This window comes from Variovorax sp. AB1(2024) (assembly GCF_037482385.2).
Lineage (GTDB): Bacteria > Pseudomonadota > Gammaproteobacteria > Burkholderiales > Burkholderiaceae_C > Variovorax.
Window position 1 is genome coordinate 223,756 of the sequence record NZ_JBBHKP020000002.1, and the last position, 14,884, is coordinate 238,639.

A 14,884-nucleotide genomic window follows, 5' to 3' on the forward strand; every position below is an offset into this window, starting at 1 on the left:
GCGCGGAGCGTCAGAGCTTGTAGGTCAGCTTCAGCCAGGCGTTGCGCGGACGGCCGTAGGTGTAGCCGTTGTAGCCGCCAAGACCGCTGTAGTAGCGCTTGTCGGCCAGGTTTTCGATGTTGAGGGACGCGCTCAGCTTCTTGCTGAACTCGTAGCGCGCCATCAGGCCGATCACCGTCAGCCCACCTTGGCTCGCGCGGCCCAGGCCGGAGTACTCGTCGTAGTAGATGCCGCTCTGGTAGTTCACGCTGCCGCCGATGGTGAGCTTGCTCCATTCGCCCGGCAGGCGGTAGCTCGTACTGACGCGGAACAGGCGGTTGGGGATGGTAGGTTCCAGGAGCGCGCCATCCTTGTCGCGCTTGGCGTAGTAGGTGTAGCCCGCCAGTACCTGCCAGCCGGGCGCGAGTTCGCCGGAGGCGGTCAACTCGAAGCCCTTGCTGTGCGCACCCGGGACGGCGCGATAGGGGATGCTGCCGTCTGGCAGCAGGCCTGCGCTGGTGTCTTCCACCGGAACGTTGGTCTGCTTGGTGCGGAATACCGCGAGGCTGGTGTTGAGCTTGCCGCCGAAATGTTCACCCTTGATGCCGACCTCGTAGTTCTTGCCGCGCTGCGGCGCGATCAGCCTGTTGTTGCTGTCGCGCTGGGAGTTCGGAAGGAAGATGTCGGTGTAGCTGCCGTAGATCGAGAACTCCTTGCTCAGGTCGTACACGATGCCGGCATAGGGCGTGATGACGCCGCTCTCGTGCGAGCCCGGGTTCCGGGTCAGCGTGCCAGCGACCTGGTTGCGGTTCAGGGAGCTGTCCGTGTACCAGGTCCCCCGTGCGCCCACGATGACCGAAAGCGGATCGGCAAGACGCAGCCGCGTCGACGCATAGATTGCCTTCTGGGTCACCTGGCCCGACAGGGTGTACGACTTGTAAGGGAAGGACGTGACCGCGGGGAAGGATTGCAGCGTGTAAAAGTTCAGCGGCCGGGTGTCGAAGGCCGTGGAGGTTGCCAGGTTGGTGTCGATGGCGTAGTCGTAGTTGTTGTAGCTCAGCCCGAGGACTGCCTCGTGCTGGCGGCCGAAGGCTTCGAAGGGCCCGCGGAGGTAGGCGTCGAACGAGGTGTTTTTCCCGTTCGCGGGGTTGTCCCGGATATCGATGGTGGAGTCGCCCGTCACGCCGTCGACGGGGTAGTAGGTGTTGAGGTCGCCGGAGGCCCGCTTGCGCTTGGTCTTCGTGTAGCTCGCATCGAGCTTGAGGCGCCAGCCGCTGCCCAGTTGCTGGTCGAGGCTCGCGAAGACCTTGTCCGAATACATGTTCCAGTAGCTCCATGGCGCGCTGGAGTTGAAGGAGCGCGGCAGGTTCGTGCGCGTGCCGTCGCTGAAGAAGAGCGGGGCCTGGCCGAAGTTGGCGCCGTCGGTGGCGGTCTTCTGGTGCTCGACGCCGAGGGAAAGCGTCGTAGTGGGAGAGAGATCCGCCTCGAGGATGCCGTACAGCACGTCCTCCGCGGTCTTCTTCGATTCGATGAAGCTCTTGCCTTCGGTACGCGAAGCCACGAACCTGCCGCGCAGTGTGCCTGCCGCGTTCAGCGGACCGCCCACGTCGACCTCGGCGTTGTACCGGTTCCACGAGCCGAAGCCCCCGGTCACGTGACCCGCGAACTCGGTGGTGGGCCGCTTGCGAACCAGGTTCACCACGCCACCCGGCGAGCCCGAGCCGCTGAGCAGGCCGGCAGAGCCGCGGATGACTTCCACGCGGTCGTAGATGGCGGTGCTCAGCATGCTGGCCTCGCCCGCCACGGAGCTGAATGACAGCGTGGGGACGCCGTCGATCATGGTGCCCAGCTCGAAGCCGCGCGAGGTGAATTTGACCCGCTCGTCCAGCCGGTCGGACACGATGCCGGGCGTCTGGCGCAGCACGTCGTCGAGCGTCACGAGGTTCTGGTCCTCGATCTGCTGGCGGCCGATCACGCTCACGGACTGGGGCGTCTCGCGCTGGGACAGGTCCAGCCGCGTGGCCGTCGCCGTGGAGCGCGTGGTGTAGGAGCCGGTGCCTTCGGTGGTGCCGTCGGAGTCGGCCTGGACGGTCACCGTCGGCAGCGATGAGCCTGCGGCGGCGGCCGAGGCACGCTGGATCGTGACTTGCGACGATCCGTTGCGAACGGCAACCAGGCCGCTGCCCACCAGGAGCCGGTCCAGCGCCTGCTGCAGCGTGAGCCGCCCCGACACGGCGGGCGCGTTGATGCCCGTCACCACGTCACCCGCTGCGAGCACCTGAGCGCTGGTCTGGCGCGAGAGTTCGTTCAGGGCCGCCGCCAGCGGCTGCGGCCCGACATTGATATCGAATGTCGGCGTGGCCGCCTGCCCGGGTGCTTGGGCGGCAGCGATGCCGCTCCAGCTGACGAATGTGGTTCCAAAGGCAGCGGCAAGCGCGGCACTCAGAAGGCGGTGGCGAGGCGAAGAACGCATGGGTCAGGGCTCCAGGTCAGATAAATGCGACGTATTCGTACTTTTGGGCGGCAGAGCCCCCGAATTGATCGGGTCCCTGGCGCTTCTCAAAGTAAGACGTTTGAACTCGTCAAACAGAGACAGCCTGTTTCAGGCACGACGCGCCAGAGGCCCGGCGCGGTTCGTTGTCAGCGGGGCTGCAGTTCCACGCCGCCACCCGCCCGGGAGACGGCCGTCACTGGAAGAATCGTCGGCAGCACCGCCACCAAGGCGGCCGAGTCGTTGGCGCGGAAGCGGCCCGACAGGCGCAGCGCGTCGATGCGCTCGCTGGCGCTGACGATCGGACTGGCGCGGTAGCTGTTGACCACCGCCAGCGCTTCGCCCAGCGGCGTGTTGTCGAAAACCAGCCAGCCCTCGCGCCAGGCCGACATGGCCCGGATATCGGCCTGCCGCACCGCGTCGGCATGGCCATCCTGCACCTCCACGAGTTCACCCCCGCGCAGGTCGATGGCTTGCGGCGCGTTCCGAGCGGACGCTCCATCGCCCTGGCGGGCATGGACCTGCACGCGCACATGGCCCTGTTCCACACCCACGGTGACGGGCCCGCCACGGTCGCGCACAGTGAACACCGTACCGACCACCTCGATCACGGCTGCACGCGTGCGGACCAGGAAGGGGCGCTGCGTGTCGTGCGCGACTTCGAAGCGCACCTCGCCGCGAGACATGTCGACGATGCGGCGCTGCCGGTACAGCGTGACGTCGACGGCGCTTTGCGGCGCGATGTCGAGCTGGCTGCCCGCCGCGTTGCCGCCGCCGTCCGCGAGCGTGACTTTCAGCATCTGGGCGGTGCGGGTGCTGTAGGCCGCTTGAAAAACTGGCTGCTGCCAATACCACTGCACGCCGCGGCCCGCGACCAAACCGCCGCCAAGCAACCCTGCGATGGAAAGCAGGATCTTGCGGCGCTGCGACCGCCGGCCGGATTGCGCCGCCGCAGCCGCCATGCCCGCCGCCGGTTCGTCGAAGTGCGCACGCAGTTCGCCTGCCATACCGCCGAGCGCGTCCCAGCGATGCCGCGCCTCCAGCAAGGCAGCCGCATGCTCCGGCGACTTGCTGCGCCATTGGTTCATGGCCGCGCGGGCGCGCTGCGCGGCCTCGCCCGGCGCGATCTCGCCTTCGACGATCAACGCGAGCGCACGCTCGATCAGCCGTTCGCGCGGAGCGCCGATCGCCATGCCGCCGCTCACGAGAAGTCTTCGGCGAGCGCAGTGTCGAAGCCTGCGTGGTTGTGCACGTGCTGCGGCTCGATCAGTTCGGCGCGCAGTTCGGCGAACACCCGAGAGCAATCGATGGTGGCGCGCAGCAGGTGCTTGGCCACCGCCATCTCGGTGATGTTCAGGCGCTGGGCGATCTCGGCGCGGGTGTGGCCGTAGGCACGGAACAGCAGAAAGACCTCGCGTCGCCGCGGCGGGAGCTTTTCCATGGTGTCGACCACGCGCGCAAGCACGCGTTGCTGCGCCAGGATGAATTCACTGGAAGGTGCCACGAGGTGGGTGCCGAGCGTGGCGTGCGTGCCGACCCATTCCTGCGCCACCTTGCGGCGGCGCGCCTCGTCGATGCACAGGTTGCGGGCCACCCGAAAGAGCAGGGCGCGCGGCGATTCGATGCCGCCGTTCGCGTCGTCGCACGCGGCACCGCGCGGCTTCGTGGCCTGTGCGTACACCCGCTCGAAGCTCGACTGCGCGATGTCGGCCGCGTAGTGGGGATCCCTCAGGTCGCGAGTCAGCTGCCGGCGCAAGTCCGCATAGTGAGCTACAAGTTCCTGGACGAGGTCGCGCATCCGGCCGCCTTCTCGCAAGCATCGACGATAAGCCCCGGATACCGGGCGTCGATCATGCTGGCGGTGCCGACATTGCGCTTCGGTGAACCCGGGGACGGGTGTTAATAAGAACTATTCTTATTGAGTGTATCACCGAGCCGCGTCCGAGGAACAGCAAATCTCAAAGAACGGCTGCCGCCTGAGGCGCGCGTTCTGCCGCTTGAGCCGCCGGCCGCGGATTCGCATTCAGCAGCGCCTGTCCGATCTCGTCGGAGCGGATCGCCGTGACCGAGAGCAGCGTGTCGCTCAGGCCGTGGCTCATCTCGCAGGCGCCTTGCAGGAAGATGGCCGGCTTCAGTTCCGGTGCGGCTTGCAGCCGGTAGTGGCGGTCGACCGTGAAGTCGCCCAGGTACGGCGCGATCGGATCGAGCAGCGCCTTGTGGCCGTCGCGCTTGTAGCCGGTCGCGAGGATCACCACGTCGTAAGCCTGGCTGCCGCGCTGGCCGGTGTTCATGTCGTGCAGCGCCAGGTGGATGCCGTCGGCGGCCGCGCGCACCGCCGACACCTCGTGGCGGCGCAGGAAGCTGTGGCGCGCCACGCCGGCCACGCGCTGGCGATAGAACACGTTGAAGATCTGCTGGATCAATTCCAGGTCGGGCGCGGCATAGTTGGTGTGCCAGAACTCCTCCAGCAGCTCGGCACGCTCGGGCTCCGAGCGGTTGAACACGAAGTCGGTGAAGTCGGCATTGAAGATCTCGTTGACGAACGGACTGTCATCCGACGGCTTGATCGAGCGGGCCCGCATGATCAGGTCGACGGCGGGCTTGTTCGGGTGGCTCTGCAGGTCCATGAAGAGTTCGGCAGCGCTCTGCCCCGCGCCGACGATGGCGATGCGCTTGGCATCCGGATGCCGGGCAATCGCCTCGAGGTAGCTGCTCGAATGGAAGACGCGCGCGTCGTCCCTGAAGGGCAGGAAGCGCGTGGGAACGTTCGGTACACCACCCACGCTCACCACCAGGTTGCGCGCCAGCCGTTCGCGCACGGCGCCGCCCGCTTCGCGCGAGCGCACCCGCAGCAGTTGCACATCCGTGCCGCGCATCTCCGGAAGCACCTCGAACACCGCCTCGCCGTAGGCGCAGCGGTCCTCGAACTGCGCGGCGGCCCAGCCCAGGTAGTCGTTGAACTCGTGGCGGCTCGGGAAGAAAGTCTTGAGGTTGACGAAGTCCTGCAGGCGCTGCTTCTCATGCAGGTAGTTCAGGAACGTGAAGCGGCTCGCGGGGTTGCGCAGTGTCGCCAGGTCCTTGATGAAGGAGATCTGCATGTGCGCGTTGTCCAGCAGCATGTTCTTGTGCCAGACGAAGCCCGGCTGCTTCTCGATGAACAGCGCATCCACGAACTGGCCGTGGTGGCGTTTCTCGTCGAGGGCGATCGCCAGGGCGATGTTGGACGGGCCGAAGCCGACGCCGATCAGGTCATGGATTTGCATGGGGTGTCCTCGATGGGAAGTTCGGCGCCCTTGGCCGAAGTTGGCGAAATGGTCGACTCCCCTTGGGGAATCCAGAGGGCCTCGCCGAAGAAGCGTTCGCGCAGCAGCACGCCGAGCATGGCCCGCTTGTGCGGAAAGTCGAACTCCTTGACGTGGGCATAGCCGCAGCGGCCCAGGCTCTTGATCATCTTGTGGTTGTCCGCGCGCGGCTCGATCACGATGCGCTGCGTGCGGCAGTCGTCCAGGAACAGGTAGTGCGACACGGAAGGCATCCACGCCGTGAGGAACGGCTTGCCACGAAGGCGCGGCTCGCCGATCAGCGCATGCCAGCCGCGGTCGTGGTCACCGGCGTCGCAGAAGGGCGCAATGCGGTCTTCCTTGGCCCAGTACACCTCGAAGTAGCCGAATGCCTCGCCGTCGAGCCGGCCGACGAGCCCGGTGACGCGCGGATCGGCGGCAATGGCCTCGAGGTAGGCGCGGTGCCTGGCGAGGTCGCCCTGTTCCTCCCAGAAGTGGGCCACCACCGGGTCGTTCATCCAGCGGTTGAAGGCTGGGAGGTCGCGCTCGATGTCGACGGCGTCCAGTGTCAGCGTCTGCGACAGCCACGGAATGTGGCGCTGGTAGACGGTGCCCGATGGCTTGGCCGGGCGCAACGGATGGCGCTTGCCCTGGCTCATGGTGTAGCGCTGCGCGAAGGGCTCGCGCGGGTTGCGCTGCCACACGCGAGGCAATTGCCAGAAGGCTTCGCGCGAGACGATCGCCGGCCGCGAACCGGAAGCCTCGCTTGCCGCACCCGCGTCCACCAACCGTGCGATGCGCGACGCAGGCACCTGCAGCAAGAGCAGGCCATGCCCGGGGTGACGCACGAAGGCCGCCTCGATCGCTGCCAGCAGATGAGGCTCCTCGGGCTCCGTGACGCTGCCGCCCGGCCATTCCAGACGCAGCGAATCGGCTTGCTCGCGCACCGCCCATTGGCTCGCGCCTTCCTTGCTCGCCTGCGGTCCGACGGTCAGCCTCGCCCCGTCGAGCCGCACTTCGAGCGGATGGCCATCGGGATGCGCATGGAACACCCAGGCTCCGATCGAGGCCGGCGTGATCGGCGCTGCGGAGACGGCCGGAGGACAGAACGCGTCGGCCAGTGTCCGCGCGATCGCGGTGCGCAGCGTGTCGGCTTCCTCCACCACCTGGCTCAGGCGCGCGAAGTCGTGGACCATGCCCTCGTGCACGTCCAGCTGTGTGCGCACGCCGGCGGCCTGAAGTCGCTGCGCATAGGCCTTGCCCTCGTCCACCAGCGGGTCGTACTCCGCCATCACGATGTGCGCGGGCGCCAGGCCCGACAGGTCTTGTGCGGCCAGCGGCGCGAAGCGCCAGTCCTGCCGATCCTCGTCGCTGCGCAGGTAGTGGTCGAACATCCACTGCAGCGTGCGCTGTTCGAGCAGATGCCCGCGCGCGTAACGCTGGTGCGAGGCGCTGTCCTGTCGGATGCTGGTGCATGGATAGAGCAGCAGTTGCAGCAGAGGTTGCGGGCGGCCGGCTTCACGCGCGGCCAGTGTCAAGGCGGTAGCCAGCGTGCCGCCGACGCTGTCGCCGCCGAAGGCCACGCGCGCGGTGTCGAGGCCGTGCGAGCCGCCGTGCGCCAGGAGCCACGCCGCGGCGTCCTCGGCGTCGTGGAACGCAGTCGGAAACTTGTGCTCCGGCGCGAGCCGATAGTCGACCGCCAGCACCGCGCAGGGCGTGCGCAGCGCGATCGCGCGGCACAGTGCGTCGTGCGAGTCGAGGCCGCCGACCACGTAACCGCCGCCGTGAAAATACAGCAGCGTCGGCAGCGGCGCCGCTGTAGCGACGCCCCGGTAGAGCCTGGCCCGCAGCGTCGCGCCGTCGCGCGCCTGAAAGGCGATGTCCTCGACCGGCAGGTCGGGGCCGACGCCGTCCAGCGCCAAGGTCGACTGGTCGTAGCTCTCGCGGGCCTGCGCGGGCGACATCTCGCACATCGGCGGGCGCCCGTCTTCTTCGGCGAGAGTGGCCAGTTCGAGGAAGGCTTCGAGATCGGGATGCAGTGGCATGGGGAATCGCAGTGGCACCGATGAATGGATGCTTAACCGCAAATGACGCGCGGCCAGTGCGTTTGTTTAAGCAGCCGTCTTGCGGAATTCCGGCGCCAGCGGACATGCGCCGCAATAGCCTTCTTCGGGCAGCAGGTAGTAGAGACAGCACTGCCGGTGCAGCGAGAGATGCTCGGGCATGCCCGAGTGCATCCGCACGACCTTGCGTTGCACCGCGAACATCGGATTCTCCTCGCCGTCCCAGCGCGGCTGATGCAGCAGGTACTGGAGGTCTTTCGCGATGGATGGCGCATGCCCGCTCAATGCCAGTCCTTGTTCGAGCACGGGCTCCAGGTAGCGCGCCGCGTTGCCCCACAGAATCTTCGGCGCAATGCGCGTGAGACGTGTCAGTTGCTCGAAGAGCGGGGCCAGGTGCTCACCGAGCAGTCCCGCGTAGCGCGCCGCCGTGTCGGCGCCCGGAAACGGCTGCCCTTCGTGCGGAATGTGAAAACGTTGCGGCACGGCCCCTTCGGCCAATGAAAGCCAGACCTGCGCCGGCGCCATCGGAAAGACGTGCTGCAGCAGGCTGGCCGCCGCCGTCACCGGTGGCAGCAGGGCATTCAGGTAATGCATGCTCCAGGCCGAGGCCACCGGGCGCAGGTCGGGCTTGCGCACCCGCAGGTGGCGCGCGTGCGCCTGCAGCAGCCCGGCGAGCAGCGCGGGATCGGCGACGAGGTCGGCCACCCGCAGCGCGCCGGCCGGTGGCTGCGGCGCACATGCCAGCGCCTCGCCGTAGGCCGCCCATTCGCCCTGGAAGATCGGCACCAGCAGGGGAATCATCGAAAAGGCGCAGCCGCGCAAATGAAGCTCATCGCTGATGGAGACGGATCGGGCGCCCCCGGGTTTAGTGCGGCGCACTGGTCCACGAAATTGCGACGCGCGGATGACACGCGCTAAACATACGGCGGCGGGTCGCGTCTATCCACGCATCCACAGCAGTCCGGCCTCCAGAATGCGATGAACTCCCGACACCAGGCTCCTTCCGATCCGGCTTTCAGCGAGGCCTGGCGGCTTTTTCGCGCGCTGCACGACGCGCCGTCGCTCGACCGCGCGCAAAAGCTGGTCCTGTGGCTGGGGCGCGATGCGAAGCATGTGCGTGCTTTCGACGAGGCGCTGACGCTCTGGGCGCTGGCCGGTGCGGCAATGGTCGGCTCCGCGTCCGGCGAAGAATCCAGGCACGAATCGACGCTGCAATAGCGGCACCGGCGCGCGCTAAACATTCCGGCCGCCGGACCGTCTTACCCGTCATGCAAACCCAACCCGCCAGCGCCAAGGCGTCCGACCTTCTTCGGCTGCTGCAACCCTTCACTCCCTGGATCGCGCTCTCGTCCGTCACCGGCATCGGAGCGGGCGTGGCCACCGTGGCGCTGCTGGCAACCATCAACGAGGTGCTCAGCCGACCCGGCGGCATGGCCGGCGGCCTGCTGCTGACCTTCGTCGCGCTGTGCGCCCTGGCGCTCGTCGGCCGCGCGGTGTCCGACATCTCGAACAACGTCGTGGGCCAGCGGCTGGTCGCGCAGGTGCGCAAGGACCTGGCCCAGAAAATTCTCGCGGCGCCCATCGATGCGCTGGAGCGCTACCGCATGCACCGGCTGATGCCCGTGCTCACGCAGGACGTGGACATGATCAGCGACGTGGCCTTCATGCTGGCCGCCACCATGATTTCCCTGGCCATCGCGCTGGGCTGCCTGGGCTACCTCGCGTGGCTGTCGCTGCCGCTGTTCGGCCTGCTGGTGGTGGCGATGCTGATCGGCGTGGCAGTCCAGACCTGGGCCCACGGTCGTGGCATCGCGGGCTTCTTCCAGTCGCGCGAACAGGAAGAGCTGCTGCACAAGGCCTACCGCGGCATCAGCGAAGGCGCCAAGGAACTGCGCATGCATCGTGCCCGCCGCGCCAGGGTGTACGAGGAGCAGATCGCCCGCACCGTCGACAACATCCGCGACATCAACCGCCGCGCGATCAACATCTTCGTGCTGGCCACGTCCTTCGGCTCGGCACTTTTTTTTCTGCTGATCGCGCTGATCCTCGGCTGGGCCGCCTGGCGCACGACCGACCCGGTGGTGCTCAGCGGCTTCGTGCTCGTGCTGCTGTTCATCAAGGGGCCGATCGACCAGATCGTCGGTGCCCTGCCGCACCTGGGCCGCGCCAGGGTGGCGTTCGAGCGCATCGCCGACCTGTCGGCCCGCTTCGCCACGCCGGAGCCGCACCTGCACCTCGGCTCCCCGCCGACTTCACCGCCGCTGCGCAACGCCATCGAGCTGCGCGGCGTGCGCTACGCGTTCGACACGCCAGAGGGCAGCGAGGCCTTCTCGCTGGGGCCGGTCGACCTGCAGATCGGGCGCAGCGAGATCGTCTTCGTCGTGGGCGACAACGGCTCGGGCAAGACCACGCTCATCAAGCTGCTGCTCGGGCTCTACGTGCCGCAGCAGGGCGAGGTCGTGCTCGACGGAAAGCCCATCACACCCGAGACGCGCGACGACTACCGCCAGCTGTTCACCACCGTGTTCTCCGACTTCTATCTGTTCGAGGATCTCGTTGCCGGCGAGGAGGGCGGCCACCAGGCGCTGCCCGAGACCGCGCTGCCCTACCTGCAGCGGCTGGAGATCGCGCACAAGGTGTCTGTGAAGGACGGCGCGTTCAGCACCACCGATCTGTCCACGGGCCAGCGCAAGCGGCTCGCGCTGGTGCACGCCTACCTGGAAGGCCGCCCCGTGCTGGTGTTCGACGAATGGGCCGCCGACCAGGACCCGACCTTCCGCCATCTTTTCTACACCGAGCTGTTGCCCGAGCTGCGCGCCAAAGGGCATTCGCTGGTGGTCATCTCGCACGACGACCGCTACTTCCACGTGGCCGACCGCATCGTCCACATGAAGGCCGGGCGCATCGCGCAGGACACCAAGGCGCCGGCGCCAGGCCTTGCGGCCTGAACGCACGGCAACACGGGCGGCAGCGGAAGGTGCGCAAGTCGACGGCAGTGTCAGGCACGCACGGGGCGCAGGTGCCGGCGAGCAGTGGCTTTTCAGAGCAACTGCGCAGCCTGGGTATTCGGCCCACCGTCATTCGTCTGTGCGTGCTGCAGACGCTGGCGGAAAGCGATTCGCAATGGCTCGGTGGCGAGGAAGTGTTTCGCCGCATGCTCAAGCGCGGCACGGCCACCGGCCTGGCGAGCGTCTACCGCGTGATCAAGGAGCTGGAAAAAGCCAGGCTCGTGCAGCGCGAATGGGAGCGCGGCCTGGGTGGCGCGCGCGCGGTGCACCGGCTGCGGCGCACGCAAACGCCAGAAAGCACGGTGCGCCTGCGCTGCGGGGGCTGCAACGCGAGCGTCGAGGTGGTCGACGAGGCATTGCACGAGGGCCTGCTGCGCGCGGCGCAGGCGCATGGCATGCCGGCAGGCGGGCCCTTCACGGTGCAGCTCGCCTGCGCGCGGGCGGAATGCGTTCGTTGAGACGCGGGGCCGGCCTCGTTCGCGGCGCAACGCGGTGCTCATTGAAGCGCCACTTCGAACAGGGAGCGAATCAACGGCCGGTCCTTGCGCACCGCCAAGCAGCATAGCGAGTAGCTGATCGACAGCTCGCTGTCGTCGATCTGGACCGCGGCGAGGCCGGGCAGGGGAATGAACTCCACCTGGGTGACAAAGCCAATGCCCATGCCGTTGGCGACCGCGTGAAGGATGGCCTCGCGGCTGTTGATTTCCATGACGCAGTTCAGGTGCACGTTCTTTTTCTGGCATGCGCGTTCGACGCGATGGCGGGTCTTCGATCCGGCCTCGCGCAGGATGACCGCCTCTCCCGCGATGTCACCGGTGCCGATCGAGGGGCGTGCCATCCATGGATGGTTCTCGGGCACAACGGCGACGATCCGCTCGTCGCGATAGGGGGCAATATGCAGCCCCTCGATCGCCGCCGGCTCCACCATGATGCCGACGTCGATGTCGAAGTCCTGCAGGCCCCGCAGTGTGGCGTCTTCGGAGCCGATCGAGACGGTCAGTTCCAGTGAGGGATGCGCCTGCCGGAAGTTGTGCGCGAGTTCCAGCGCGATCGGCGGAGACACCGCACCCACACGGACCACGCCGGCCTTGAGCTTGTGCGCGCTCTGCAGGAACTGGATTGCTTCCTCCTCCTGTCCGAACAGCCCCTGGGTGATCGCATAGAGCCGTTCTCCCACGGCGGTGAGCCGGACGCTGCGGCCGGTGCGAAGGAAGAGTTCGACCCCGAAACGTGTTTCCAGCGCCTTGACCTGGTCCGTCACCGTGGGCTGGCCGATGTGCAGATAGTGCGCCGCCGAGGTGAAGCCGCCTGTCTTTGCCACGGCATGGAAGCAACGAATTGATTTGTAGTACTGGTGAAACATGGAGGCGATCCTCGCGGGAGGCTAGGGCCTGGTGGCTGGATCCATCGATTTTCGACGATGCGGCCATCGGAAATGCGATTGGACGCGATGGTGGCCGGCTTCGACACTGCCCACCCAAGCAGAACGCGCGACATGGCGCGATGCACAAAACGGCCATTTCAGGAGAAAGCCCAGATGCTTCACGCATTTCACAACCCAGTTTCCATTCACTGCGGCCAAGGCAGCCTCGGGCAGCTTCCGGGCATCCTTGCCGGTCGGCGTGTGGTGGTCGTCACGTTTCCGGAAGCGCGCGAGCTTGGGCTGGTCGCACAGCTGCGCGACCTCCTGAAAGACTCGTTGCTCGGAGTCATCGACGACGTGCGCCCGAACCCCGATGTGGCGCGCCTGTCGGCCCTCTACAACCGATTCTGGGAGTCGGCCGAGGCCTGCGACGCCGTCGTCGCCGTGGGCGGCGGCAGCGCGATCGACACCGCCAAGGCGTTGATGGTCGGCACGGCCAGCGGCCGTTTCGACGAACTGGTGGGTCTGCTTGCGGCCGGCAAGCCCTTCGTGCCGGCCAGCGTCAAGCCGCTGATAGCCGTGCCGACCACGGCGGGCACCGGCAGCGAGGTGACGCCCTGGGCCACGATCTGGGATGCCGCGAACCAGAAGAAGTATTCGCTGCACCTGGACGCCACCTGGCCGGAGGCGGCCATCGTCGACCCCGACCTGATGCTCTCGGTGCCGGCGGGCACCACCATTTCGACGGGGCTCGATGCGCTGTCCCACGCGCTGGAGTCGGTGTGGAACGTGAACGCGAACCCGATCTCAGACGCCTTGGCCATCTCCGCCGTCGAAGACATTTTCGAGTGCCTGCCGGCACTGGCTTCCGACCTTCGCAACATCGAATTGCGCGAGCGCATGGCGCTGGCTGCGCTCAAGGCCGGGCTTGCGTTCTCCAACACAAAGACGGCCCTGGCCCACTCCATCTCATATGAAATGACGCTGCGGCACGGATTGGCGCACGGCATTGCCTGTTCGTTCACGCTGCCGCTGGTTCTCGAGAAGGCATGGGCACGATCCCCCGATCGGGACCGCACGCTGCGGCGCCTCTTCGGGCCGGACCTTCGCATCGCCGCCCGGCGTCTGCGCGGCTTCCTGCAGGGACTCGGCGTGAAGACCGAGTTCGCGGACTACGGCGTGGCGGACAGCGAAGCCGCTGCCATGATCGCGCGCGCGATGGACGGGGCGCGCGGAAAGAACTTCATCGGGGCGGTTTCCGCCTAGCCGGTCGAAGCAGTAGAGCGAGCAGAGCGTCGAGAAAAAATGCCGGCATCGAAGCCGGTCCCACGGACCCACGTCCGTCAAGAACAGGAGACAAAAATGGAATTGGCAAATCAAGGCTTGCAGGCCGGCGCGTATGCGCAGCCTCTGGAACATTCATTCCGGCGCGCGCAGTGGCGAATGCTGCTGGCCGCCATGTTCTGCTATTTCTTCTTCTATACGGGCCGACAGACATTCGGTTTCGCCATCCCGGGGCTGCAGAAGGAGTTCGGACTGTCGAAGGAGGTGCTCGGCTGGGCATCGGCCAGCCTTCTCTGGTGCTATGCCATCGGCCAGGCCATCAATGGCAACCTTGCCGACAAGTTCGGCGGGCGCCGCGTGATGACGGCCGGCGCCGTCCTGTCGTGCGCGGCGAACTGGGTGGTGAGCTTCGCCGTCGGCTTCAAGAGCCTGGCGATTCCCTGGGGCGTCAACGGCTACTTCCAGGCGCTCGGCTGGGCGCCGGGCAGCCGCCTGCTGTCGAACTGGTGGGGTGCCGCAGAGCGGGGCAAGGTGTTCGGCTGCTACACCTTCGCCGCCGGCTGTGCATCGGTCCTGTCCTTTGTCACGTCCATCGTGGTGGTGAACGTGCTGCAACTGGATTGGCGATGGATCTTCAGGCTGCCCGTGCTGCTGATGCTCGTCGGCGGCATCGCGTTCTACCTGATTGCACGGGAGCGCCCCGAGGACCTCGGCTTCAAGTCGCCCGACACGGGTATCGCCAATGCACAGGACGCGAAGGCGGCGGGCCTGCAGAGCACGTCCGAAGAAAGCTCCTGGTCGCGCTACAAGGCGGTCATCGGCAACCCGAAGCTGCTCATCGCGGCGCTTTCCATCGGTTTCCAGAATGCCGCGCGGTACGGGCTGATCGTCTGGGTGCCGGTGCATTTCCTCGGCAAGGACTGGAGCAAGATGTCCGGCGGGATGATCGATCCCGTGTGGATCTCCGTCGCGCTGCCAGTGGGCATGGCCTTCGGTGCGCTCACCAACGGATGGATCTCGGATCGTGTCTTCGGCTCCAAGCGCTACAAGGCCATCGTGCTCTACATGCTGCTCGGCGCTGCCGCCTCCGTCGGCATGTATGTGCTGCCCACCAGCGTCGGCGGCCTGGCGCTGCTTTTCCTGGCCGGCTTCTTCGTCTACGGCCCCGCCTCTTCGTTCTGGGCCCTGTGCCCCGACCTCGTCGGGGCCAAGCGGTCGGGAACTGCCACCGGCGTCATGAACTTCTTCTCGTACCTGCTGGCGGGCCTCGGCGAACCGCTGATCGGAAGGTTGCTGGATCACTCGGGCAACACCTCGATGGTCTTCCCGATCGTGGCCACGAGTTGCCTCATCAGCGCTTTCATCGCGCTGTTCATTCGTCGCTGAGGACCCCCTTGCGTTCGTTCTTTACTCAT

At 66.9% G+C, this 14,884-nt stretch carries 12 protein-coding genes and 1 pseudogene; 5 read left to right on the plus strand and 8 right to left on the minus strand.

Going from position 1 to position 14,884, the window contains the following annotated elements; translation table 11 throughout:
• Positions 1-10: 10 nt before the first annotated feature.
• The 7 genes and pseudogenes from WIX39_RS27975 to fhuF form a co-directional block, all read right to left on the minus strand.
• Positions 11-2,452 (minus strand): TonB-dependent siderophore receptor, encoded by a 2,442-nt coding sequence (locus WIX39_RS27975; RefSeq protein ID WP_409196485.1) that lies wholly within the window; start codon positions 2,450-2,452, stop codon positions 11-13.
• A 167-nt stretch (positions 2,453-2,619) separates the two neighbouring features.
• Positions 2,620-3,663: a FecR family protein gene (locus WIX39_RS27980; RefSeq protein WP_409196486.1), complete on the minus strand. Its 1,044-nt coding sequence runs from the start codon at positions 3,661-3,663 to the stop codon at positions 2,620-2,622.
• 8 nt (positions 3,664-3,671) lie between these two features.
• On the minus strand, positions 3,672-4,268 hold the full coding sequence (locus WIX39_RS27985; protein ID WP_081267789.1) for an RNA polymerase sigma factor: 597 nt from the start codon (positions 4,266-4,268) through the stop codon (positions 3,672-3,674).
• Between the two features lie 160 nt (positions 4,269-4,428).
• Complete coding sequence (locus WIX39_RS27990) at positions 4,429-5,733, minus strand: lysine N(6)-hydroxylase/L-ornithine N(5)-oxygenase family protein (RefSeq protein WP_409196487.1); 1,305 nt, start codon at positions 5,731-5,733, stop codon at positions 4,429-4,431.
• On the minus strand, positions 5,715-6,410 hold the full coding sequence (locus WIX39_RS27995; protein ID WP_409196874.1) for a GNAT family N-acetyltransferase: 696 nt from the start codon (positions 6,408-6,410) through the stop codon (positions 5,715-5,717). Before WIX39_RS27995 ends, WIX39_RS27990 begins: the two co-directional genes overlap by 19 nt.
• A gap of 447 nt (positions 6,411-6,857) precedes the next feature.
• Positions 6,858-7,796, minus strand: a pseudogene (locus tag WIX39_RS28000) (alpha/beta hydrolase); the annotation flags it as partial.
• A 66-nt stretch (positions 7,797-7,862) separates the two neighbouring features.
• A complete protein-coding gene (fhuF, locus tag WIX39_RS28005) occupies positions 7,863-8,615 on the minus strand; it encodes a siderophore-iron reductase FhuF (RefSeq protein ID WP_106938476.1) in 753 nt (250 codons plus the stop codon).
• Between the two features lie 177 nt (positions 8,616-8,792).
• Between fhuF and WIX39_RS28010 the strand changes: the two genes are divergently transcribed.
• The 3 genes from WIX39_RS28010 to WIX39_RS28020 are packed head-to-tail and all read left to right on the plus strand — an operon-like array spanning position 8,793 to position 11,280.
• Positions 8,793-9,032 (plus strand): hypothetical protein, encoded by a 240-nt coding sequence (locus WIX39_RS28010; RefSeq protein WP_106937748.1) that lies wholly within the window; start codon positions 8,793-8,795, stop codon positions 9,030-9,032.
• 50 nt (positions 9,033-9,082) lie between these two features.
• A complete protein-coding gene (locus tag WIX39_RS28015) occupies positions 9,083-10,762 on the plus strand; it encodes a cyclic peptide export ABC transporter (RefSeq protein ID WP_409196488.1) in 1,680 nt (559 codons plus the stop codon).
• Between the two features lie 47 nt (positions 10,763-10,809).
• On the plus strand, positions 10,810-11,280 hold the full coding sequence (locus WIX39_RS28020; protein WP_409196489.1) for a Fur family transcriptional regulator: 471 nt from the start codon (positions 10,810-10,812) through the stop codon (positions 11,278-11,280).
• A 38-nt stretch (positions 11,281-11,318) separates the two neighbouring features.
• Here WIX39_RS28020 and WIX39_RS28025 read toward each other — a convergent pair whose 3' ends face one another.
• On the minus strand, positions 11,319-12,185 hold the full coding sequence (locus tag WIX39_RS28025; RefSeq protein WP_106937745.1) for a LysR substrate-binding domain-containing protein: 867 nt from the start codon (positions 12,183-12,185) through the stop codon (positions 11,319-11,321).
• A 174-nt stretch (positions 12,186-12,359) separates the two neighbouring features.
• On the opposite strand from WIX39_RS28025, the gene psrA reads away from it, so the two are divergent.
• The gene (psrA, locus tag WIX39_RS28030) at positions 12,360-13,451 is read left to right on the plus strand and encodes an iron-containing alcohol dehydrogenase PsrA (protein WP_409196875.1); all 1,092 of its coding nucleotides are present in this window, start codon (positions 12,360-12,362) and stop codon (positions 13,449-13,451) included.
• A gap of 96 nt (positions 13,452-13,547) precedes the next feature.
• Positions 13,548-14,855 carry an MFS transporter gene (locus WIX39_RS28035; RefSeq protein ID WP_409196490.1) on the plus strand — a complete coding sequence of 436 codons (1,308 nt, stop codon included), beginning with the start codon at positions 13,548-13,550 and terminating at the stop codon, positions 14,853-14,855.
• The last annotated feature ends 29 nt before the right edge of the window (positions 14,856-14,884 follow it).

Coding starts and splice junctions, on each gene's coding strand:
- WIX39_RS27985 (WP_081267789.1), bottom strand. CDS start 4,268: ATGCGCGACCTCGTCCAGGAACTTGTAGCTCACTATGCGGACTTGCGC.
- WIX39_RS28025 (WP_106937745.1), bottom strand. CDS start 12,185: ATGTTTCACCAGTACTACAAATCAATTCGTTGCTTCCATGCCGTGGCA.
- WIX39_RS27980 (WP_409196486.1), bottom strand. CDS start 3,663: ATGGCGATCGGCGCTCCGCGCGAACGGCTGATCGAGCGTGCGCTCGCG.
- fhuF (WP_106938476.1), bottom strand. CDS start 8,615: ATGATTCCCCTGCTGGTGCCGATCTTCCAGGGCGAATGGGCGGCCTAC.
- WIX39_RS28035 (WP_409196490.1), top strand. CDS start 13,548: ATGGAATTGGCAAATCAAGGCTTGCAGGCCGGCGCGTATGCGCAGCCT.
- WIX39_RS28015 (WP_409196488.1), top strand. CDS start 9,083: ATGCAAACCCAACCCGCCAGCGCCAAGGCGTCCGACCTTCTTCGGCTG.
- psrA (WP_409196875.1), top strand. CDS start 12,360: ATGCTTCACGCATTTCACAACCCAGTTTCCATTCACTGCGGCCAAGGC.
- WIX39_RS27990 (WP_409196487.1), bottom strand. CDS start 5,733: ATGCAAATCCATGACCTGATCGGCGTCGGCTTCGGCCCGTCCAACATC.
- WIX39_RS28010 (WP_106937748.1), top strand. CDS start 8,793: ATGAACTCCCGACACCAGGCTCCTTCCGATCCGGCTTTCAGCGAGGCC.
- WIX39_RS27975 (WP_409196485.1), bottom strand. CDS start 2,452: ATGCGTTCTTCGCCTCGCCACCGCCTTCTGAGTGCCGCGCTTGCCGCT.
- WIX39_RS27995 (WP_409196874.1), bottom strand. CDS start 6,410: ATGAGCCAGGGCAAGCGCCATCCGTTGCGCCCGGCCAAGCCATCGGGC.